16 protein-coding genes are annotated in these 19,685 nt (G+C 63.8%); 8 read left to right on the top strand and 8 right to left on the bottom strand.

Translation table 11 applies throughout. From position 1 onward, the window contains the following. Nucleotides 1–76: 76 nt before the first annotated feature. Together sufB and ABIB80_RS19940 are read right to left on the bottom strand one after the other, a co-directional pair. Complete coding sequence (gene sufB, locus ABIB80_RS19945; RefSeq protein ID WP_007591558.1) at nt 77–1,573, bottom strand: Fe-S cluster assembly protein SufB; 1,497 nt, start codon at nt 1,571–1,573, stop codon at nt 77–79. A 116-nt stretch (nt 1,574–1,689) separates the two neighbouring features. Continuing rightward, a complete protein-coding gene (locus ABIB80_RS19940) occupies nt 1,690–2,829 on the bottom strand; it encodes a cysteine desulfurase family protein (protein WP_007591560.1) in 1,140 nt (379 codons plus the stop codon). A gap of 344 nt (nt 2,830–3,173) precedes the next feature. On the opposite strand from ABIB80_RS19940, the gene ABIB80_RS19935 reads away from it, so the two are divergent. Beyond that, the gene (locus tag ABIB80_RS19935; protein WP_007591562.1) at nt 3,174–3,821 is read left to right on the top strand and encodes an alpha/beta hydrolase; all 648 of its coding nucleotides are present in this window, start codon (nt 3,174–3,176) and stop codon (nt 3,819–3,821) included. Nucleotides 3,822–3,828: 7 nt separating this feature from the next. After that, complete coding sequence (locus tag ABIB80_RS19930; RefSeq protein WP_354128163.1) at nt 3,829–4,341, top strand: DUF1697 domain-containing protein; 513 nt, start codon at nt 3,829–3,831, stop codon at nt 4,339–4,341. On the opposite strand, the gene ABIB80_RS19925 is transcribed toward ABIB80_RS19930, so the two are convergent. From ABIB80_RS19925 to ABIB80_RS19915, 3 genes are all read right to left on the bottom strand, one after another. Beyond that, entirely contained in the window at nt 4,338–4,661 is a 324-nt protein-coding gene (locus ABIB80_RS19925; protein ID WP_354128162.1) for a DMT family transporter, read from the bottom strand. The two genes, ABIB80_RS19930 and ABIB80_RS19925, sit on opposite strands and share 4 nt — an antisense overlap. A 10-nt stretch (nt 4,662–4,671) precedes the next feature. Further along, the gene (locus ABIB80_RS19920; RefSeq protein WP_354128161.1) at nt 4,672–5,349 is read right to left on the bottom strand and encodes a glutathione S-transferase family protein; all 678 of its coding nucleotides are present in this window, start codon (nt 5,347–5,349) and stop codon (nt 4,672–4,674) included. Nucleotides 5,350–5,457: 108 nt separating this feature from the next. Then, nucleotides 5,458–6,561 (bottom strand): anhydro-N-acetylmuramic acid kinase, encoded by a 1,104-nt coding sequence (locus tag ABIB80_RS19915; RefSeq protein ID WP_007591569.1) that lies wholly within the window; start codon nt 6,559–6,561, stop codon nt 5,458–5,460. A gap of 164 nt (nt 6,562–6,725) precedes the next feature. Between ABIB80_RS19915 and tyrS the strand changes: the two genes are divergently transcribed. The 3 genes from tyrS to ABIB80_RS19900 all read left to right on the top strand — a co-directional run bounded on the left by tyrS (nt 6,726) and on the right by ABIB80_RS19900 (nt 9,933). Continuing rightward, nucleotides 6,726–7,979, top strand: coding sequence for a tyrosine--tRNA ligase (tyrS, locus tag ABIB80_RS19910; RefSeq protein ID WP_007591570.1), 1,254 nt, complete (start codon nt 6,726–6,728; stop codon nt 7,977–7,979). A gap of 57 nt (nt 7,980–8,036) precedes the next feature. Further along, nucleotides 8,037–9,308: an MFS transporter gene (locus tag ABIB80_RS19905; protein WP_354128160.1), complete on the top strand. Its 1,272-nt coding sequence runs from the start codon at nt 8,037–8,039 to the stop codon at nt 9,306–9,308. 220 nt (nt 9,309–9,528) lie between these two features. Next, nucleotides 9,529–9,933, top strand: a complete 405-nt coding sequence (locus ABIB80_RS19900; protein WP_354128159.1) for a DoxX family protein — start codon at nt 9,529–9,531, stop codon at nt 9,931–9,933. A 93-nt stretch (nt 9,934–10,026) separates the two neighbouring features. On the opposite strand, the gene ABIB80_RS19895 is transcribed toward ABIB80_RS19900, so the two are convergent. After that, nucleotides 10,027–10,347 (bottom strand): hypothetical protein, encoded by a 321-nt coding sequence (locus ABIB80_RS19895; protein ID WP_219682609.1) that lies wholly within the window; start codon nt 10,345–10,347, stop codon nt 10,027–10,029. On the opposite strand from ABIB80_RS19895, the gene ABIB80_RS19890 reads away from it, so the two are divergent. Beyond that, entirely contained in the window at nt 10,330–12,024 is a 1,695-nt protein-coding gene (locus ABIB80_RS19890; RefSeq protein WP_219682608.1) for a methyl-accepting chemotaxis protein, read from the top strand. The two genes, ABIB80_RS19895 and ABIB80_RS19890, sit on opposite strands and share 18 nt — an antisense overlap. Before the next feature lie 185 nt (nt 12,025–12,209). On the opposite strand, the gene ABIB80_RS19885 is transcribed toward ABIB80_RS19890, so the two are convergent. After that, nucleotides 12,210–16,013, bottom strand: a complete 3,804-nt coding sequence (locus ABIB80_RS19885) for a YhdP family protein (RefSeq protein WP_354128188.1) — start codon at nt 16,011–16,013, stop codon at nt 12,210–12,212. A gap of 204 nt (nt 16,014–16,217) precedes the next feature. Here ABIB80_RS19885 and ABIB80_RS19880 point away from each other — a divergent pair, with 204 nt between their 5' ends. Next, nucleotides 16,218–16,910, top strand: a complete 693-nt coding sequence (locus ABIB80_RS19880; RefSeq protein ID WP_354128187.1) for a peroxiredoxin — start codon at nt 16,218–16,220, stop codon at nt 16,908–16,910. 110 nt (nt 16,911–17,020) lie between these two features. After that, nucleotides 17,021–18,370, top strand: coding sequence for a M23 family metallopeptidase (locus tag ABIB80_RS19875; RefSeq protein ID WP_354128158.1), 1,350 nt, complete (start codon nt 17,021–17,023; stop codon nt 18,368–18,370). Nucleotides 18,371–18,388: 18 nt separating this feature from the next. Here ABIB80_RS19875 and ABIB80_RS19870 read toward each other — a convergent pair whose 3' ends face one another. Continuing rightward, nucleotides 18,389–19,624 carry an ABC transporter substrate-binding protein gene (locus tag ABIB80_RS19870; protein WP_354128157.1) on the bottom strand — a complete coding sequence of 412 codons (1,236 nt, stop codon included), beginning with the start codon at nt 19,622–19,624 and terminating at the stop codon, nt 18,389–18,391. Nucleotides 19,625–19,685: the final 61 nt, after the last annotated feature.

The following is a 19,685-nucleotide window of genomic DNA, read 5'->3' as shown; positions in this document are numbered from 1 at the left end:
GATTAAGGCCAACAATCTTTTCGTATCCATCCTTCGAGACGGCCGCTTACGCGGCCTCCTCAGGATGAGGTCGGCGCTAGCCGACCGATCCTTCAAGCGAGATCGAGATCAGCTTCTGCGCTTCCACCGCGAACTCCATCGGCAGTTGCTGCAGCACGTCCTTGACGAAGCCGTTGACCACGAGGCCGACCGCCTCCTCCTGCGTGAGGCCGCGCTGGATGCAGTAGAACAGCACGTCCTCGGAGATCTTCGACGTGGTGGCCTCGTGCTCGAACGTCGCCGACGAGTTCTTGGCTTCGATGTAGGGAACGGTGTGCGCGCCGCATTTGTCGCCGATCAACAGCGAATCGCAGGCGGTGAAGTTGCGCGCGCCGGTCGCCTTACGATGCGCCGTGACGAGGCCGCGATAGGTGTTCTGCGACTTGCCGGCGGCGATGCCCTTGGAGATGATCCGGCTCGACGTGTTCTTGCCGAGATGGATCATCTTGGTGCCCGAGTCGACCTGCTGATAGCCGTTCGAGATCGCGATCGAGTAGAATTCGCCACGCGAATTGTCGCCGCGCAGGATGCAGCTCGGATATTTCCAGGTGATCGCCGAACCGGTCTCGACCTGGGTCCAGGAGATCTTGGAATTGTTGCCGCGGCAATCGCCACGCTTGGTGACGAAATTGTAGATGCCGCCCTTGCCTTCCGAATTGCCGGGATACCAGTTCTGCACCGTCGAATATTTGATCTCGGCGTCGTCATGCGTGACGAGCTCGACCACGGCTGCGTGCAGTTGGTTCTCGTCGCGCTGCGGCGCGGTGCAGCCCTCGAGATAGGAGACGTAGGAGCCCTTGTCGGCGATGATCAGCGTGCGCTCGAACTGGCCGGTGTTGCGCTCGTTGATGCGGAAGTACGTCGACAGCTCCATCGGGCAGCGCACGCCCGGCGGCACGTAGACGAACGAACCGTCCGAAAACACCGCCGAGTTCAGCGTCGCGTAGAAATTGTCCGAGGTCGGCACCACGGATCCCAGATATTTCTGCACCAGCTCGGGATGCTCGCGGATCGCCTCCGAGATCGGCATGAAGATCACGCCGGCCTTCTTCAGCTCCGCCTTAAAGGTGGTCGCAACCGAAACCGAATCGAAGACGGCATCGACCGCGATCTTGCGACGCGTGGGATCTTCCTCGCCGGGCTTCGGCTCGACGCCTTCGAGCATGGCGACTTCCCGCAAGGGAATGCCGAGCTTCTCGTAGGTCTTCAGAATCTCTGGATCGATCTCGTCGAGCGAGGTGATCGTCTTCTTCGGCTTCGGCGCCGAATAATAATAGAGGTCCTGGAAGTCGATCTTGGGATAATCGACGCGCGCCCAGGTCGGCTCGGTCATGGTTAGCCAGCGCCGATAGGCTTCGAGCCGCCACTGGAGCATCCAGGCGGGTTCGTTCTTCTTCTCGGAGATGAACTTGACGGTCTCTTCCGACAGCCCCTTTGGGGCCTTGTCGGACTCGATCAGGGTCTCAAACCCATAACGATACTGATCGACGTCGATGCGCTTCACGCGCTCGACCGTCTCTTGCACGGCTGGCATTCTATCCTCCGCTCGCGGTTTCAAGGACCGCGGTGGATCATCAAACTCGGACGACTATTACGATGTTTCTTGGCGGGAAGCACGCGCTTAGAACCGTTCAAGCCGTGTTTCATCGCTTATCCCTTAAGTAGGGTATTACCGAGCTTTCGCCAAGCCTCTAACGCCCTGTTGATGTCATCCGGCTCCGTGGACCAGCCCAGACTAAGACGCACCGCTCCTTGGGCGACGGTCGGATCATACCCCATTGCCGACAACACGTGGGACGGCTGAACCTTGCCCGAGGAACAGGCAGAGCCTGAGGACACGGCGACGCCTTCGAGGTCGAAGCCGATCACCGCGGTCTCGGCCTTAAGGCCGGGGGCGGTGAACAGAACGGTATTTGGCAACCGCTTGACGTCACTTGAGAAGACCGTTGCGCCGGCCATGGAGCGAATACCATTTTCCAAGCGATCTCTGAGACTTGCCATCCGCGCTGCATCCTCCGACAAAGCCTGAAGGGCGACCCGCACCGCTGCCCCGAAGCCGGCAATGCCGGCGACATTCTCGGTTCCCGCGCGCCGGTTCATCTCCTGCCCGCCGCCCCGCAGCAACGGCTCAAGCCCGGCCACGCCCTCGGCCGCGACCAGCGCGCCAACACCCTTGGGACCGCCGATCTTGTGTGCAGAAAAGGTCGCAAGGTCTGCGCCGATAGCTTTGATATCGAAAGGGATTTTTCCAAACGCCTGGATTGCATCGACGTGCAGGAGGCCGCCAGCCGCGTGAACGATTGCCGCGGCCTCGGCGATAGGCTGCAGCGCGCCCGTCTCATTGTTGGCCGCCATGATGGAGACCAGCGCCGGCGGGCCGTCGCCGAGCAGCGCCTTCAAATCGTCGAGGTCGATCACGCCGGAGCGCGTAACCCTGACCTGACCGATCCTATCGGCCGGGAACCGGCCGCCCGCCAGCACCGACGCATGCTCGACCGCCGAGACTAGGAGCCGCTCAACAGGCCCGCCAGAAGGCCCTCGAAGGCCCGGCGACAGCGCCAGCGCGTTGGCTTCGGTTCCCGCGGAGGTGAAAACCACGTTCCGCGGCAACGCGCCGACGGAGGTCGCAAGCAGGGCCCGCGCGTCCTCGACAAGCCGTCGCGCCTCGCGCCCCTCGGCATGAACCGAGGAGGGATTGCCGATGAGCTCGGAGGCTGCGAGCATTGCGCTTCGGGCCTCGGGACGAAGCGGCGTGGTCGCATTCCAGTCGAGATAGATGCGGCTCGGCATAGACTACTATATTACCTGCGATCGTGGTTGTTGCGCCAGCGCTGGTACCCGACATGGGCTCCCCTGGAGCACTTGGCAATCTCGATTCCGGATTCCCCATCGCGCGACGGAACGGCCATGACGCTAACATCTTGAGCCGATTGCGGGATGTTCAAGATGCTTGCTTTTTGACCCTCGCCTCATGTTAGAACGCGCGCGTCAGTTCGCCGCGCGCCGCTCGCGCATCATCCGAGGGCGCCGCTCCACCCTTCCATTCGCGGCTTGATCGGCCCAGCAGCCGATGAAATCCGCACAATCGGTTGATTGTTGAAGAGCGTCTTCAAGGGATCAATCAAGAGATCATCATGCCTGAAGTTATTTTCACCGGCCCCGCCGGCCGTCTCGAAGGCCGCTACCATCCGGCCAAGCAGAAGAACGCGCCGATCGCGATGGTCCTGCATCCGCATCCGCAGTTCCACGGCACGATGAATCATCAGATCATCTACCAGTGCTACTATGCGTTCGCGCATCGCGGCTTCTCCGTGCTGCGGTTCAATTTCCGCGGCGTCGGCCGCAGCCAGGGCTCGTTCGACCACGGCACTGGCGAATTGTCGGACGCGGCCGCGGCGCTCGACTGGGCGCAGACCATCAATCCCGAAGCGCGCGCCTGCTGGGTTGCCGGCTTCTCCTTCGGCGCCTGGATCGGCATGCAGTTGCTGATGCGCCGCCCGGAGGTCGAGGGCTTCATCTCGATCGCGCCGCCCGCCAACCTCTACGACTTCTCGTTCCTCGCGCCCTGCCCGTCCTCTGGCCTGATCGTGCATGGCGAGAAGGACGCGGTGGTGCCGCCCAAGGACGTCAACACGCTGGTCGAGAAGCTGAAGACGCAAAAGGGCATCGTGATCGACCAGCAGGTCATCCCCGGCGCCAACCACTTCTTCGACGCCAAGCTCGAGCCGCTGATGGAAACCATCACCGCCTATCTCGACATGCGCCTCGCCAACGTGCGCTGAGCTTTCCGTGGGCGCGTTCATCGCATTGCTGCGTGCCGTGAATGTCGGCGGCACCGGCAAACTGCCGATGAGCGAACTCAAGGCCATTTGCGAGGAGCTCGGCTACGCCGCTGTGCGCACCTATATTGCAAGCGGCAACGTCGTCTTCACAAGCCGCAAGTCGCAATCTGCGATCAAGACCGCACTCGAAAAGCGGTTGCACGCCTATGCCGGCGCGCCGGTCGGCGTGCTCGTGCGCAGCGCCACCGAGATGGCGCGGGTCTTGGCCGATAATCCGTTTCCAAAGGCCGCGCCCAACCGCACCGTCGCGATCTTCCTCGACAACGCGCCGCCGGCGGATGCGCTCGCCGGCATTCGCGGCCAGAACAAGGAGGAGGTCCGCCTCGGCCACCGCGAGATCTACGTGCATTACGGCGACGGCATGGGCACGTCGAAGCTGGTCATCCCCGCCGCCAAGACCGGCACCGCGCGCAACATGAACACGATCGCGACGCTCGCGAAAATGGCCGCAGAGCTCTAGGCCAGCTTGAGCGCCGCGATCCCCGTCAGCACCAGCACGATCCCCGCGATCTTCATCGCGCTCAGGGTCTCGCCGAATAGCACGACGCCCATGATGAAGGTGCCGGCGGCGCCAATGCCCGTCCACACCGAATAGGCGACGCCGACCTCGAGCACCTTCAAGGCGCGTCCGAGCAGGAACACAAAGGCGGCGAGCAGCACCAGCGAGACGATACTCCAGCTCACACGCGTGTAGCCCTCCGCGTATTTCATCGAGATCGCCCAGCCGACATCAAGCACGCCGGCGACCACCAGCATCAGCCAGGCCATGGATTGCGACATCGGCGAGGGCTCAAGCCGCGAGCTTGAGCAGATGCGCGTCATGCCGCACCAGGAAGGCGCGCAGCAATTGCGGATAGTCCGCGCCGACCGCGGTGCGGACGCTCGGACGCTTCGCCAGTTCGGCGCGCCATGCGCGGACCTTCGGCACATCGCGGAAAATGCCGTGCTCGGTCAGCTCGTCGAACAGATCGAAATAGCGGAAGACGGGCGCGAACACTGCGTCGACCAAACTGAACGCTTCGCCGGCAAAATAAGGACCGGCGCCGAGCGCCGCCTCGACCCGCGCGAATTTTGCAACGAGCGCCTGGCGCTTGCTCTCGAACGTCGCCGGATCGGTCGTGGTCTCCAGGCCCCAGAGATCGCCGAGCACTGCTGAACCAAACTCCATCCACGCCCGGTGCTCGGCACGCTTCAAGGCATCCGCCGGATGCAGCTTCACACCGCCTTGCGTCTCCTCGATGTACTCGCAGATCACGTTGCTCTCGAACAGCGCGACCTCGCCCTTGTCGGTCGTCACGACCAGCACCGGCACTTTGCCAAGCGGCGACAGTTTGAGAAACCAGTCCGGCTTGTTGGCGAGATCGATGTCGACCCGCTCGAACGGAACGCCCTTCTCCTTGAGCGCGATCACCGCGCGCTGCACGTATGGACAAAGCTTGTGGCTGATCAGTCTGAGTGAAGCGGTCATGGCAAAGATCCCGGCAGTTGGATGCAACTGCATCCAAGATAGATGCATTTGCATGCATTCGTCAAGTTCAATGCATTTGCATCGACCGGTATCGATCTGGGGATCACCTCAAGGCCGCGCGATCACCCCGCCCGTCATTGGCATTGGCACGCCCGTGGTCGCGGGATACGACAGCGGCAGGCCCTTCAGGCCGCGCGCGGCAAGGAAGCCGAAGGCCTGCGCCTCGATGGCGTCGGAGGCCCAGCCGACTGCCTCGGCGGCCTCGACAGTGGCGGACCCAACGCGCTCCCGCAGCATCTGGAGCATGGTCCGGTTGCGGGCGCCACCGCCGCAGACGATCCAGCTTCGCGGCCTGCGTGGCAGCAGCGGGATGATGCGGGCGATGGCCGCCGCGGTGAAGGCGGTCAGAGTCGCGGCGCCGTCGGCCGGCTGCACCTCGCCGAGCTTTAGTGCGGCAAAATCGTTGCGGTCGAGCGATTTCGGCGGCGGGCTTGCGAAGAACGGCAACTCCAGCGCCCGCGCGATCCAGGCTTCGTCCGCCTTGCCGAGGGCGGCGAACTTTCCGTCCGCGTCGAACGCCTGGTTCATGGTGCGGTACATGAAATCGTCGAGCAGCGCGTTGCCGGGCCCGGTATCGCAGGCGATCAGCGTGTCGTTGCCGTCGATATAGGTGATGTTGGAGACGCCGCCGATATTGACGACAACGATCGGCCCTTCGCGCTCCAGCGACTGGACGAGCGCCCGGTGGTAGACCGGCACGAATGGCGCGCCCTGCCCGCCAGCTTCGACGTCGGCGGCGCGGAAATCATGCATCACGGGGATGTGGATCGCCTTGGCCAGCGCCGGCGCATCGCCGATCTGCACCGTCAGCCGTTTCTCGGGGCGATGCAGCACGGTCTGGCCGTGGAAGCCGACGATGTCGATGTCTTCCGGCCTCATCCGATTCTGGGCGACAAAGGCGGCGACCGCCTCAGCATGCGCCTGGGTCACCGCGCGCTCGGCCTCGGCCAAAATCCCCGGCCGGGCATCGCGCTGCGGCAGGTGCACCGCCTCGCTCAGCGCCTGGCGCAGCAGGTTGCGCTCCGCCGGGCTATACGGCCGGTAGCCGGACGGCCCGAACGCCTTCACCTGCTTTCCGTCGGTTTCGATCAGCGCAACATCCACCCCGTCCAGCGAGGTGCCGCTCATCAAACCGAGTGCCGTCAACATCATGGATCAGCGTCCTCAAGAGACCCTTCCGGCATGCCGATCTTGTGCCAGAGGGACACATCTTATAATGCCACAGGCCAAAGTGGCGGGCAGCAATCGAGTTCCCATAGAAGACCCTTAAATTGCTCCCAAAACAGTAAACCAAGAATTGTCAGGCGCGCCGACAAATGACTGCATTCAAATCGGATTTCCTCAACACGCTGCAGGAACGTGGATTCGTCCATCAGTGCTCCGATTTCGAGGGGCTGGACGCACTCGCCGCCAAGGGCGAGGTGACCGGCTATGTCGGCTACGATTGCACCGCCCGCTCGCTGCATATCGGCAACTACCTGACCATGATGATGCTGCACTGGCTGCAGCAGTCCGGCAACAAGCCGATCACCCTGATGGGCGGCGGCACCACCATGGTCGGCGATCCCTCCGGCAAGGACGAGACGCGTGCAATCCGCTCTGTCGCCGAGATCGAGGCCAACAAGGAATCGATCCGCGGCGTGTTCGCAAAAGTGCTGCGTTATGGCGACGGCAAGAGCGACGCCATCATGCTCGACAATGCCGAGTGGCTGACAAAGCTCAACTACATCGAGATGCTGCGCGACGTCGGCCGGCACTTCTCGGTCAACCGTATGCTGACCATGGACTCCGTGCGCCTGCGCCTCGAACGCGAGCAGGAGATGAGCTTCATCGAGTTCAACTACATGATCTGCCAGGCCTACGACTATGTCGAACTCGCCAGGCGGACCGGCTGCAACTTGCAGATGGGCGGCTCCGACCAGTGGGGCAACATCATCATGGGCGTCGATCTCGGCCGCCGCATGGGCACCCATCAGCTGTTCGCGCTGACGACGCCGCTGCTGACGACGGCATCGGGGGTCAAGATGGGCAAGACCGCGCAAGGCGCGGTCTGGCTCAACGCCGACCAATTCTCGCCGTATGATTTCTGGCAGTACTGGCGCAACACCGAGGATGCCGACGTCGGCAAATTCCTCAAGCTGTTCACGACGCTGCCGATGAGCGAGATCAGGAAGCTCGAGGCGCTCGGAGGCTCCGAGATCAACGAGGCCAAGAAGGTACTCGCCACCGAGGCGACCGCGCTCCTGCATGGCCGCGACGCCGCGAACGAGGCGGCCGAGACCGCGCGCCGCACCTTCGAGGAAGGCGCGCTGGCCGAGAGTCTCCCGACCGTGGAAATTCCGCGCGGCGAGTTCGACGCCGGCCTCGGCGTGCTCAATGCCTTCGTCAAGGCGGGCCTCGTTGCCTCCAATGGCGAAGCACGGCGCCAGATCAAGGGCGGCGGCCTGCGCGTCAATGACGAGCCTGTCACGGACGAGAAGATGGCGTTGTCGGCGGCCAACCTGACGCCGGAAGGCGTGGTCAAACTGTCGTTCGGCAAGAAGAAGCACATCCTCCTCAGGCCTGCATAGGCGTATGAGCTTTTCGCTGCTTGTCAGGGCGCGCTGAAGCGCGCTCCCTGATCGGCAATGGACCAGAACACGCTAGAGGAACAGTCCAAGCAAACGACCCGGGAACGCGTCACGGCGACGCCGCAGGGCGTCGTGCGCACCGCGCTGGTGGTGCTCGCGCTCTGCTTCACACTTGCCGTGCTCGGCCGCGGCCTCAGCGAAAGCTTCACCGTCTTCCTGAAGCCGATCTCGGAAAACTTTGGCTGGGATCGCGCCCAGGTGGTCTCGATCTATTCGCTGACCTGGCTCGTCAGCGGACTGATGGCGCCATTGGTCGGGCGCCTGTTCGATCATTCCGGACCGCGCATCGTCTATGCACTCGGGCTGTTGCTGCTCGGCTCGGCCTTCCTGATCGCAAGCCACGCGCAGTCACTCTGGCAATTCCAGCTCTCGATCGGACTCTGCGTCGGCATCGGCGTCGCCTTCATCGGCAATGTGCCGAACTCGATCCTGCTCGGCCGCTGGTTCGGCCCAAAGCTGCCGACCGCGATGGCGGTGGTCTACTCGGCCATGGGGGGCGGCGTGCTGGCGCTGCTGCCGGCCTCGCAGCTTTTGATCGATCATCTCGGCTGGCGCGAAACCTACCAGCTGTTCGGCTTCGCCGCGCTCGGCCTGCTGGTGCCGCTGATGCTGCTGCCATGGCGGCTGTTCGCCTCGGGCTCGCCGCATATCGCCAAGAAGACCGATCCCGATTTCGTCGATCACGGCTGGACCCTTCCGAGCGCGATGCGCCATCACGCCTTCTGGGCGCTGTTCTCGACCTTCTTCTTCACCGCGGTCGGCATGTACGCGATCGCCGCCCAGATCGTGGCCTATCTGATCGATGCCGGCTTTCCGCCGCTGCAGGCCGCGACGGCCTGGGGCTTCTCCGGCGTCGTCCTGGTGTTCGGCATGCTCGGCGTGTCAGCGCTCGACGGCCTGATCGGACGCCGGCCGTCGGTGCTGCTCAGCTACGCGATCTCGATCCTCGGCATCTTCCTGCTGTGGCTGTTGCAATACTCCGCCAATCTCCTCCTGCTCACCGGATTCGTGGTCTGCTTCGGCAGCATGATGGGCTCACGTGGACCGCTGATCACGGCGACCGCGATGAAGATCTTCGGGGGCAAGCGCGTCGGCACCATCTACGGCACCATCTCGATCGGCAGCGGACTCGGCTCGGCGTTCGGCTCCTGGAGCGGCGGCCTGATCCACGACGCGACCCACGGCTACAACGCGCTGCTCGCCTTCGCGCTTGCGAGCGTGGTGCTCGGGATGATCCCGTTCCTGGTCGTGCCCGCCTTGCGGCGGTAGGTGTCTCAGAGGTAACCTGCGGGCATTCGCGTCACCGGGAAATTACGGATGGGCACGGCGCGAACAGCTGCAAAAGATGTGGATGGCGCGCGGCTGAAAGTCCCTCCCGCGGTGTTTTGTCCGACATGACAAAAATGTCAGCGCAAATTGCCCTTGGGCGGCTTGCAGCGCAGAACTGAATGCGGTCCTAGTCGCAGCATTGGATGGAGGGCACAAACCAATGAACTTTCCCTATCTCGTTCGCTTTCAACCGGTTCTCTTGAGCCTGTTTCGTTTCGTCACCGGCCTGCTGCTGTTCCAGTACGGCATCGCCAAGCTGTTCAAGTTTCCGGTGCTTCCCTACTTCGCAAACATCCCGCCGATTATCTACGCAGCCGGTACGCTTGAGCTCGTGCTTGGCGCGCTGCTGATGATCGGCCTGTTCACCCGCCTCGCGGCATTCATCCTCTCGGGTGAGATGGCCTTCGCCTATTTCATGGGGCACATGTTCAAGGGCGAAACGCCGGTGTTCCTGCCGCTGCTCAATGGTGGCACCGCGGCGATCCTGTTCTGCTTCGCCTGCCTCTACCTCTCGGCAGCCGGCGGCGGCTCGGTCAGCGCCGATGCGGCGATGGGCAAGGACTAGCGGCACAACCGGCGGCGCGTTCGCGCGGCGCTGAGGCGTCAGCAATTGATCCGCGAATAAAGAGATGGCACCCGTACATTTACGGGTGCCATCTCAGCGCGAGCCCAGCACGTTCCAGACGAGGACGAGGACCGCGACCAGCAGCATCGACATGATGAGGCGGTGGACGAATCGGTTCATGTCCGCTCCCACCGGATTCGGTCGGGACTGAAGACCCACACAATCTTTCTCCCAGTTGACTTGCCATGCGCCCACGCGGCGCATTTCCGCATGGATGTTTGCGCATGCAGCTCGCGGACGCCGCTTGCGCGGCAGCCGTCGCACGCGTCCATTCATGATTGGTAAGAATTTCATGCTACCGACGCGAGCAACAATAATCATTCCGTCGAGGCCGTGATGAAGCTGCTGAGTCACCTCAAGATCCGCACCAAGCTCGCCAGCATGGTCTGTCTTTCGGCACTCACGGTCACGGCCATCATCGGGGTGTCGTCCGTGCTCAGCAAGAGCCGCATGCTGGAGGACCGTGTCCAGCAGATGCGGACCGCGGTCGATATGCTCCACAACTTCGCCCAATCACTTGAAGAGGAAGTCGGCGCCGGCAAGCTGACGCAGGCCGAAGCGAAAATCCAGTTCCACCAGCGCGGTCGCCGCATGAGCTTCAATGGCGGCCAAGGCTATCCGGTGGTCTACAACGCCGATACGTCCCTCATCGTCAACGGCGCCAACCAGCAGCTCGAAGGCAAGATCACCGGTGCGAAGGACTCCAATGGCGTCCTGATTGCCGACGCCATTATCAAGGCCGGCGCCGAGACCACACAGGGTGGCGTAACCTCATATCTCTATCCCCGTCCCGGGCAGACGGAGCCCGTCCGCAAGACCGTGTTCGCGCGCAAATTCGCGCCCTGGAACGCGACGATCAGCTACGGCCTCTATGTGGACGACATCGACGCCGACGTGCGAGCCTTGACGCTGGAGCTGGGGGCGATCGGCATCGGCCTGATGCTGCTGATGGCGACCCTGTCCTGGCTGATCGCCCGGGACGTGCTCGGCGCGCTCGACCGCCAGAAGAACCGCATGCAGGCCATTTCCGAAGGCGCGATCGACACGGCGGTCGAGGAGACCGGTCGCGGCGACGAGATCGGCCGCATGGCGGAGACCCTCGAAGTGCTCAGGCAGACCGCCTTGACGGCGCGCAAGCTGGAGGCCGAGCAGGTCGCCACCAAGTCCCGCAGCGAACAGGAGAAGCGCGACGCGCTGATCTCGCTTGCCGACCGGTTCGATGCCTCCGTCGGCCAGCTCGTCGGCCTGATGGCCTCGGGCTCCGGCGAGCTGGAGGTCACCGCCAAGTCGATGTCGTCGACCGCGGAAGGGACCAACCGCCGCGCCGCCGTCGTCGGCTCGGCCGCCACCGAAGCCAGCCAGCGCGTCCAGACGGTCGCGGCCGCCGCCGAGGAGCTCTCCTCCTCCATCACCGAGATCAGCCGTCAGGTCGCGCAGTCCGCCGTGGTCACCGGCCGCGCCGTGGACAGCGCGCGCCGCACCGACACCATCGTCCGCGCGCTCTCGGACGGCGCCCAGCAGATCGAGCATGTCGCCGAGCTGATTTCCAGCATCGCGGCGCAGACCAACCTGCTCGCGCTCAACGCCACTATCGAGGCCGCACGCGCCGGTGAAGCCGGCCGCGGCTTTGCTGTCGTCGCTTCGGAGGTGAAGTCGCTGGCGAGCCAGACCGCGGAAGCCACCCGCGAGATCGGCGACAAGATCGCCCAGATCCAGGGCGCGACCAAGGAAGCGGTGGACGCCATCGGTGGCATCACCGCCACCATCGAAGAGGTCAGCCGGATCGCCACCTCGATCGGCACCGCGATCGAGGAGCAAGGCGCCGCCACCGCCGAGATCGCCCGCAGTGTCTCGCAGACGGCCGAGGCGACCCAGGAGGTCACCACCAATATCGGCGGCGTCAGCACGGCAGCGAACGAGACCGGCAATGCCGCAGGCATGGTGCTCGCCGCAGCCTCGAACCTCTCCAAGCAGGCAGAGCAGCTCTCTGGCGAAGTCGGGACGTTCCTCGCGGGCGTGCGCGCGGCGTAAGGCGGCGCACGGGCCTCGTGGTTCGAGACGCCCGCTCCGCGGGCTCCTCACCATGAGGATCCAAGATTTATCCGTGGAACAGGACCTCATCCTGAGGAGCCCGCGGAGCGGGCGTCTCGAAGGATGGCCGCGCGCAAACCACCATCCGCATTCATTCTCGGAGACGTGAAGCGGGTAGCCCGCGGCTATCGCCGCGCGAGGCTGCAGCCGCTCGACAGCGGCCTTGCTGATCCGGTCGGGCTCTCGCCGGATTGTGCCGACGGCAATTGCTCGTCGAACGGCGAGTTCTGCTTGCCGGTGTTGAACTCGAAGATCTTACGGAACAGACCCGGCATCATCGCCGAGATCGGATTGACGCGCATCACCGGCGCGGCCGGCGTGCCCACGACCTCATACGTGACGCCGATCACGCCTTCATTGCTACCGCCGCCGAGCAACAGGCCGACGAGTGGAATCTTAGCGGGGATATTGTTGAGCCCGTACATCGGCACGAAGGTGCCGCTCATGCAGACCTGGTTGCCGGGATAGTCGATCGAGCCTTCGATGGTGCCGCCGATCATCGGCCCCTGGACGACGCCGTCGCGGATCGTGAGCGCGCCGTTCTGCCGGGTGAACTCCGCTCGCAGCGCCGTGAAGGCGACGCCGCTCTGCGCACCGTTGGGACCGCCTGCCGCGACTCGATCGAGCTGATCCATGCCCTTGACCGAGAAGTCGCGCACGTTGATCAGGCCTTCCCTGGTCGTAGGCTCTGACGTCGGCGGCTCCATCGCCACCACCATCTGGCCGCCGAAGACCTTGTTGGTGGTGTCGGTGAAGCGCAGGAGCGCGCCGGCATCGCTGGTCTGGAGATAGATCACCTCGCGGTTGCCCTGGGCGCGGCCTCCGCGCAAATCGGCTGCCACAGGCGTGTCTTTTCCGATCCTGCCGCTCAGCGTGAAGGCTTTGACCGCACCATTGCGCCGCGACATCTTGGCCTCAACGCTGCGCATCGCCTCGCCATTGAATCCCATGACGGCGCCGAGCTTCACGTCCATGTCGAAATCGACGTTCTTCGTCTTGCTCTTGGCATCGTCCTTGGAACTGCCTGAGATTGCCGATTTCAGGAAACCGCGGCCGTCGAATACGTCGCCGCGCATCGTGCCCTTGATCACGCCGTCCTGGCCGCGCTCCACCTTCAGCGACGCCTTGTCGCCGTCGGACGGCGCGTAGGTCGGGAAGTTCGCGTTCATGAGGTCGCCGTTCGGATCGACCTCGAGCGCCCCCTTGATCGAGGCGCCGCCGCCTTCGATGACGATGTCCTCCAGACGCGTCGATTGCGCCGTCGGCACCACCTTGAAGCTGGCCTTGCCCGCTCTGCCCGGCAGCTTGACCCAGCCGGGCAGGATGTTGTCGAGCTTGACCGAGGTCAGGTCGGCCTCGATGCCGAGCTTCGTCGTCTGGTCGGGTCCCCCGGCGATCTTGCCTGACAGCTTGATCGGCACCGATCCGCTGACGGCGGGGCCCAGATCGAACCCGAGGCGCGCGCGGCTCGCATCGTCCAGCGTAGCCTGCAATTTGACGTCCGCATCGCCCTCGGCCGGTTTGCGGTAGTCGAGCGAGGCCGCCTGCCCGTTGATCTTGACGTCGCCCTTGACCTGATAGCCCTGGTTGCTCGCGACGATCTTGAGGTTGTTGGCCTCCAGCTTCTGGTTCATCACCAGCTTGTCGGCACCAAATCCGTTGAGATCGGCGGTAACGCTGTAGGTGGTATCGGCTTTGGTCAGCTCGCCCTTGACCGGCAACCCAAGCTGGACGTTCGCCGAGAACGTCCCCTTGCTGGTATTGGGATCGACCACGGTCGACGACAGATCGCTCAGGCGATCGTTCGAAAGCATTTCGGCGGCCGCAGGCACCGGACCTTCGACACGGAACCTGGTCCGCGACGGCGACGGCTTGGGAGCCATATCGGGCACCTCGAAGACGAAGTCGGAAATCGTGATTTTGCGGCCCGCTGGCGTATCGGCGATGCCCTGCCCGATATTCACGGTCGCTGTGCGGCCGGTCACGCGCGCCTTCAAATCGGCATCGTGTACCACCGGCAGGCCATCGACGGGGCGAACCGTGATGCCGCTCGCCACGATATTGACCGACAGGCCGTCGTCGGGAATGGGTGGACCCTTGCGCGGAAGATTCTTGGTCGGCGAGTTAACGCCGATCTCGATGCGCTGGAGCGTTCCGCGCTCGATCCGCTCGATCACCCATTCGCGCAACTCGGGGACGACAAGCGTCGGCCACATCCGCTTGAGCGCGGAGGCCGACATCGGCGTTCCCGCAAAACCCAATGTCAGCCGCGGCTCGCCCGAATAGTCGATGGCACCGGTGCCGGCGACGCCGATCTCTCCGTTGGAGATATCGGCCTGCGTCAACAGCAGCCTCTTGTGGTCGGTATCGAAGCGGAAGCCGATCGCGATGCGGTTGAAGACCAGCGGCGGCTCGTTGTCGATGCCGCCGAGCAGGATCGAACCGCCACTGAAACCGAGCTGCCAGTCGTTGACGGTGCCGTTGGGCGGCTCGACATGAGCCAGAAGCGTCAGGCGGTTCGCACCCGAGAGGATCTTGAACGGAGCCACCAACACGCGCCGATTGGCGTCCCACTCGACATTGATCTCGGCCGAGTCGATCGCCATCGGATAGTCGGGCGTATCGGTGTCGATGATGTTGCCCGCACCCACCGTGATCTTGCCGCGAAAGAAGGTCGGCACGCCGTCGCGGCCGAGCTCGCCCTTGAGCTCGCCGGTCAGCGGCAGGTCGGCGGTGTAGGTGAGGTCCTTCACCCGCAGCGCCAGCAGGATGTTGGCGGTCGAGACCTTGTCGGCGCGGATATCGACCGAGCGCACGCCGTTCTCGGTGGGTCCGATCGTGGCACGCAACGACCACGGACGCGCGCCCTCCTCGCCGAGGCTGAGCGCGACGCCGCCATGGCTCGGTCGGCGCAGGCTGAGCGTGATGTTCTCGAACGTCCATTTGCTGCCGCGCTGCTGGTCGTCGACGATCAGATTGCCGTTCTTCAGGCCGATCTCGTTGAGATTCTGGCCGTCGAGGCCGGTCATGCTCAGACTGTCGAGCCAGTCGAGGCCCTGAAGAATGCCGGTCGGGGCCGTGACCTGGGTCGCGGCTTGCGATGTGTCGGGGGTCGCAGGCTCGGTTGCGAATGGCGGCGGTGGGACACCGTTGCGCGGGAAAGTCGGCGGCAGCCCCGCGTCCTTCTTGGAGGCGACGCCGGTCGCGAGCGGCTTTGCGGTGTCGCCAGCCGACACTGTGACCGTCCCGTCAGGCGCGATCCGGATCGCGAGCTCGGCATCGACGAGGTTGAGGCTTTCGGCGCGCAGATGCCCCATCAGCAGGCCTGCACCCGACAGCTTCACCTCGGCCTTCGGTGCGGTGGCGACAATGACGTGATCGTGGTCGCGCACGACGATATCACGGATACGCACGGCGATGCGGATCCGCCCGGCCCGTTCGATCTGCGTGCCGCCGACCTCCACGGTGTTGCCGTGACCGATATTGTCCTCGATCGCGGCGGCGAGCCACGGCGTCGCAATGTCGAGATTGATGGGACCGGCACCGAGCCGCCACCACAGTGCGCCGAAACAGCCGACGAAGATGACAACCAGGGCACCGACGACCACGGCCACGCGCTTCAGCCAGCGACCGCCGCCCATCCAGCGGCGCAGCGGCCCAAACCCGTCAGCGAACCGATGGAAGCCCGAATTGGAACGCGACAACAGCCGGCGCGCTCGATGGCCCGCCGCCGCTTCCTGATCCGGATCCCAATCGGCGTCGTCCCATTGCTGCTGCTCTGGTTGGCTGCCGCGCCGATCCAAATCCCGATTGTAATCCTGGGGCGACGTATTCCTTGCCATTGCCTCTCGATACAGGCGCCCGTCGTGGGATTGAGCGCCGCCGGGGCCGCAGCCGTCGACGGGAAGCGAAGCTTCCCGCGCCGGCATTGCCGCCATACCTCGAATATTCCTTCTGTTCGTCATGTCGCCCCGGGAGCGCGTTCAACGAGCAGTGGGGTGGTGCGTGGAATTCCTTGTAACCAGACTCCGGCGTCGTCAGACTCGCCCAGCCGAGGGCACGATTCCGGTAGACCGGAAGAGGGCTGCAATACCGCTTTGGTTGACCCGCCGAAAGCGACGAAAGGAAGGCGTATGTCCAAGAAATCCCGAAAGAAATCGTCCAAAACGCCCTCCGGCAGTCCGACGGCTAAAAAGACGCCCGTGAAAGCGCGGGCTGCGACTCAAACCAAGTCCGCGAAAACACAGCGGACACCGGCGAGCAAATCAACTGGGACCATAGCAAAGACAGCATCGCATAAGGCCGCATCGAAACGGTTAAATTCTTCCAAATCGGCGTCCGCGCCCGAAACGGCGGCGAAGGCCGGCTTGGCCGAGGGGCAGAAGGCTCCCGCCTTCCGCCTGCCCCGCGACGGTGGCGGTGTCGTCGCGCTGTCGGATTATACCGGCCAGAAGCTGGTCCTGTTCTTCTACCCCCGCGCCGACACGCCGGGCTGCACCAGGGAGGCCATCGATTTCACCCGGCTGACCGGCGCCTTCGCCACGGCTGGCACCGCCGTGCTCGGTATCTCCGCTGATCCAGTCAAGGCTCAGGACAAGTTCCGCGACAAGCATGGTCTCGGAGTGCCCCTCATCTCGGACGAGACACACGAGATGCTGGAAGCCTACGGCGTCTGGGGCGAAAAGTCCATGTATGGCAAGAGCTTCCTGGGAGTTCTTCGTACCACGATGCTGCTTGGCGCCGACGGCAAGATCGCCCGGATCTGGCGCAATGTCCGGGTCGACGGCCACGCCGACGAGGTGCTGGAGGCCGCAAGAAGCCTTTAACCAATCCTTTAAATTCAAGCGGTTCCGTTTCCGGAAAATTAACCATGACTGGCCCAGATTGCCGCGGCAATTAGGCCGTACGGACTCATCCGACCGGCGCGGGAGTGCCGATGTCGAAAAGTTCTGCCCAACTCTCGCAGTACCCCCAACATCACCCCCACGACCACGGACGAGCCTTTCATCGCCGTGCCGCCGCTGTGGCAACAGCGCTTCCCCTTCCGGATACCGACGACGCCTACACCATAGTGCATCACGGCAAGCAGGTTCGCCTGGGACCTGTGGTGTTCTGGATCGTGGTCGGCACCGTCGTGTTGCTCGGGCTCTGGTCGGCCGCAACCGCGACCTATTTCGCCTTCCGCGACGACGTCCTCACCCGGCTGATCGCCCGGCAGGCCGAGATGCAATACGCCTATGAGGACCGCATCGCCGAGCTGCGCGCCAAGGTGGACCGCACCACCAGCCGGCAACTGCTCGACCAGGAGCAGTTCGACCAGAAGCTCGACCAGATCATGAAGCGCCAGACGGCGCTGGAGTCCCGTGCCACGGCGCTCGGGTCCATGCCGGACGTGACCGGATCGATTCCCCGCTCCACCCCGCAGCGTGGCGATGCCAGCCAGACGACGCCAAAACCCTCGCCGATCAGCGACACCGTGATCTTCGTGGCGCCGCCGGATCGCGAAGCGCGGCTCGAATCGCGCGCGCCGACCCTCGCAGCTCCGCCCGTCAATCAGTTCGCCAAGAATCAAGGGTTCGACAACGTCGTCGTTCGGCTCACGACCTCGCTTGACCAGGTCGAGCGTCGCCAGATGGCGGCGCTCAACGCCGTCCAGGAAGGCATGGATTCGCGCATGCGCCGGATGCGCGGCGTCGTCAGCGATCTCGGCCTGAACCTCGCAAATCTCGAAGCCGCCGTGCCGCGCACGGCGATGGGCGGGCCTTTCGTACCCGTAAAACTCACCGCCAGTTCGGGGCCGTTCGAAAAGCAGCTCTATCGCATCAACAGCACCCGCGCCGAGATGGACCGGCTCAATCGCACCCTCGCACTCGTGCCCTATCGCAAGCCCGTCATCGGCGAGGTCGAGTTCACCTCCGGTTTCGGCGTGCGCAGCGATCCGTTCCTCGGCCGGCCCGCGATGCACACCGGGCTCGACTTCCGCGCCGCGAGCGGCGATCCCGTTCGCGTCACCGCCAACGGCAAGGTCGTCTCCGCCGGCTGGTCCGGCGGCTACGGCCGCATGATCGAGGTCGATCACGGCAATGGCCTTGCGACTCGCTACGGCCATCTCTCCGAGATCAACGTCAGGGTCGGCGAGATCGTGAGAATCGGCCAGGTCGTCGGACTCGTCGGCTCGACCGGCCGTTCCACCGGCCCGCATCTGCACTATGAAACCCGGATCGACGGCGAAGCGGTCGATCCGCAGAAATTCCTGCGCGCCGGCGTGCGGCTCAGCGCGGGCTAGGCCCGCGCTTCTCGCATTCTACTGGCCGCGCTCGTGGCCGACCTCTCCTGTGATGACGTCGCCGAACAGCTCCCAGGCCTGCCCGTTGAAGCGCATCAGCTGCATCTGCTCGATCGGGAAATAATCGTCGGCCGAGGTGTTGACCATGATGCCGGGCAGCATCAGGTCGGTGTGGAAATCCTTCAGGTTCGAGGCCTGCTTCATCACGTTGTCACGCGTGAGATTATCGCCGCACTGCTTCAGCACCTGCGCCATCGCCTCCGCCTGAACGTAGCCATAAAGGTTGTTGGCGTTGGTCTTGTCCCCTTCGGGATAGTACTTGTCCATAAAGGTACGCCACGCGATGACCGCTGGGTCCTTGTCCCAGGTCGGGTCGGTCGGATCCTTCAAATATGCGGTCGAGATGATGTCCTTGGAATAGTCGAGCCCGGCGGGCTTGAGCACCGAGGCGATCGACGTAGCCGTATTGGCGAGGAAGAATTTTGGCTTCCAGCCGAGCTCGCCGACCTTCCGGATCGCCTGTGCCGATCCCTTTGGCGCAGCCCAGGAGAAGAAGATGTCGGCACCGGAATCGTGAAGCGCAACGATCTGCGAGTCGATCGAGGGATCGCTGACCTCATAGGATTTGTCGGCGATGATCATATTGGCCTTGTCGCCGAGCCCATCCTTCAGGCCCTTGAACTGGTCCTTGCCGGCGTCGTCGTTCTGCCAGAACACCGCGATCTTGCTGTTTGGAAAATTGTCACGGATATATTTTGCGTAGATCCGCCCCTCGCTCTGGTAGTTCGGCTGAAATCCCATGGTCCATGGGAAATTCTTGGCGTCGCCGAACTTGGTGCCGCCGGAGGCGACGAAGAGCTGCGGTACCTTCTTGGCGTTCATGTATTTCATGATCGCGGAGTTCGAAGGCGTGCCGAGCGGCTGGAAGATCAGCAACACCTCGTCGCTCTCGACCAGCTTGCGCGCCTGCTCGATCGCCTTTGGCGGCGAATAGGCGTCGTCATAGCTGATGAAATTGATCTTGCGCCCGTTGATGCCGCCCTGGTCGTTGATCATCCTGAAGAACGCGGCCTCGGTCTTGCCGATCACGCCATAGGACGACGCCGGCCCGCTATAGGGCATGATGTTGCCGAGCTTGATTTCGGTATCGGTGGCGCCGGGATCGTATTTTTTCTGCGCCAGGGCCGGTGTTGTGGCCAACACTGCGGCAGCAAGAATGGCGAGGGCAGCAAGGTTTTCGCGACGACCCGGCATCGTTCTCTCCCCTGTTTTGTAGTCTTGTTTTGCCGAGAGTGTCGCAAGGGGAGCGGCGGCT

The sequence above is a fragment of the Bradyrhizobium sp. i1.15.2 genome (assembly GCF_040548425.1).
Classification (GTDB): Bacteria; Pseudomonadota; Alphaproteobacteria; order Rhizobiales; family Xanthobacteraceae; genus Bradyrhizobium; species Bradyrhizobium canariense.
This window is presented reverse-complemented; position numbering and strand designations above follow the sequence as displayed.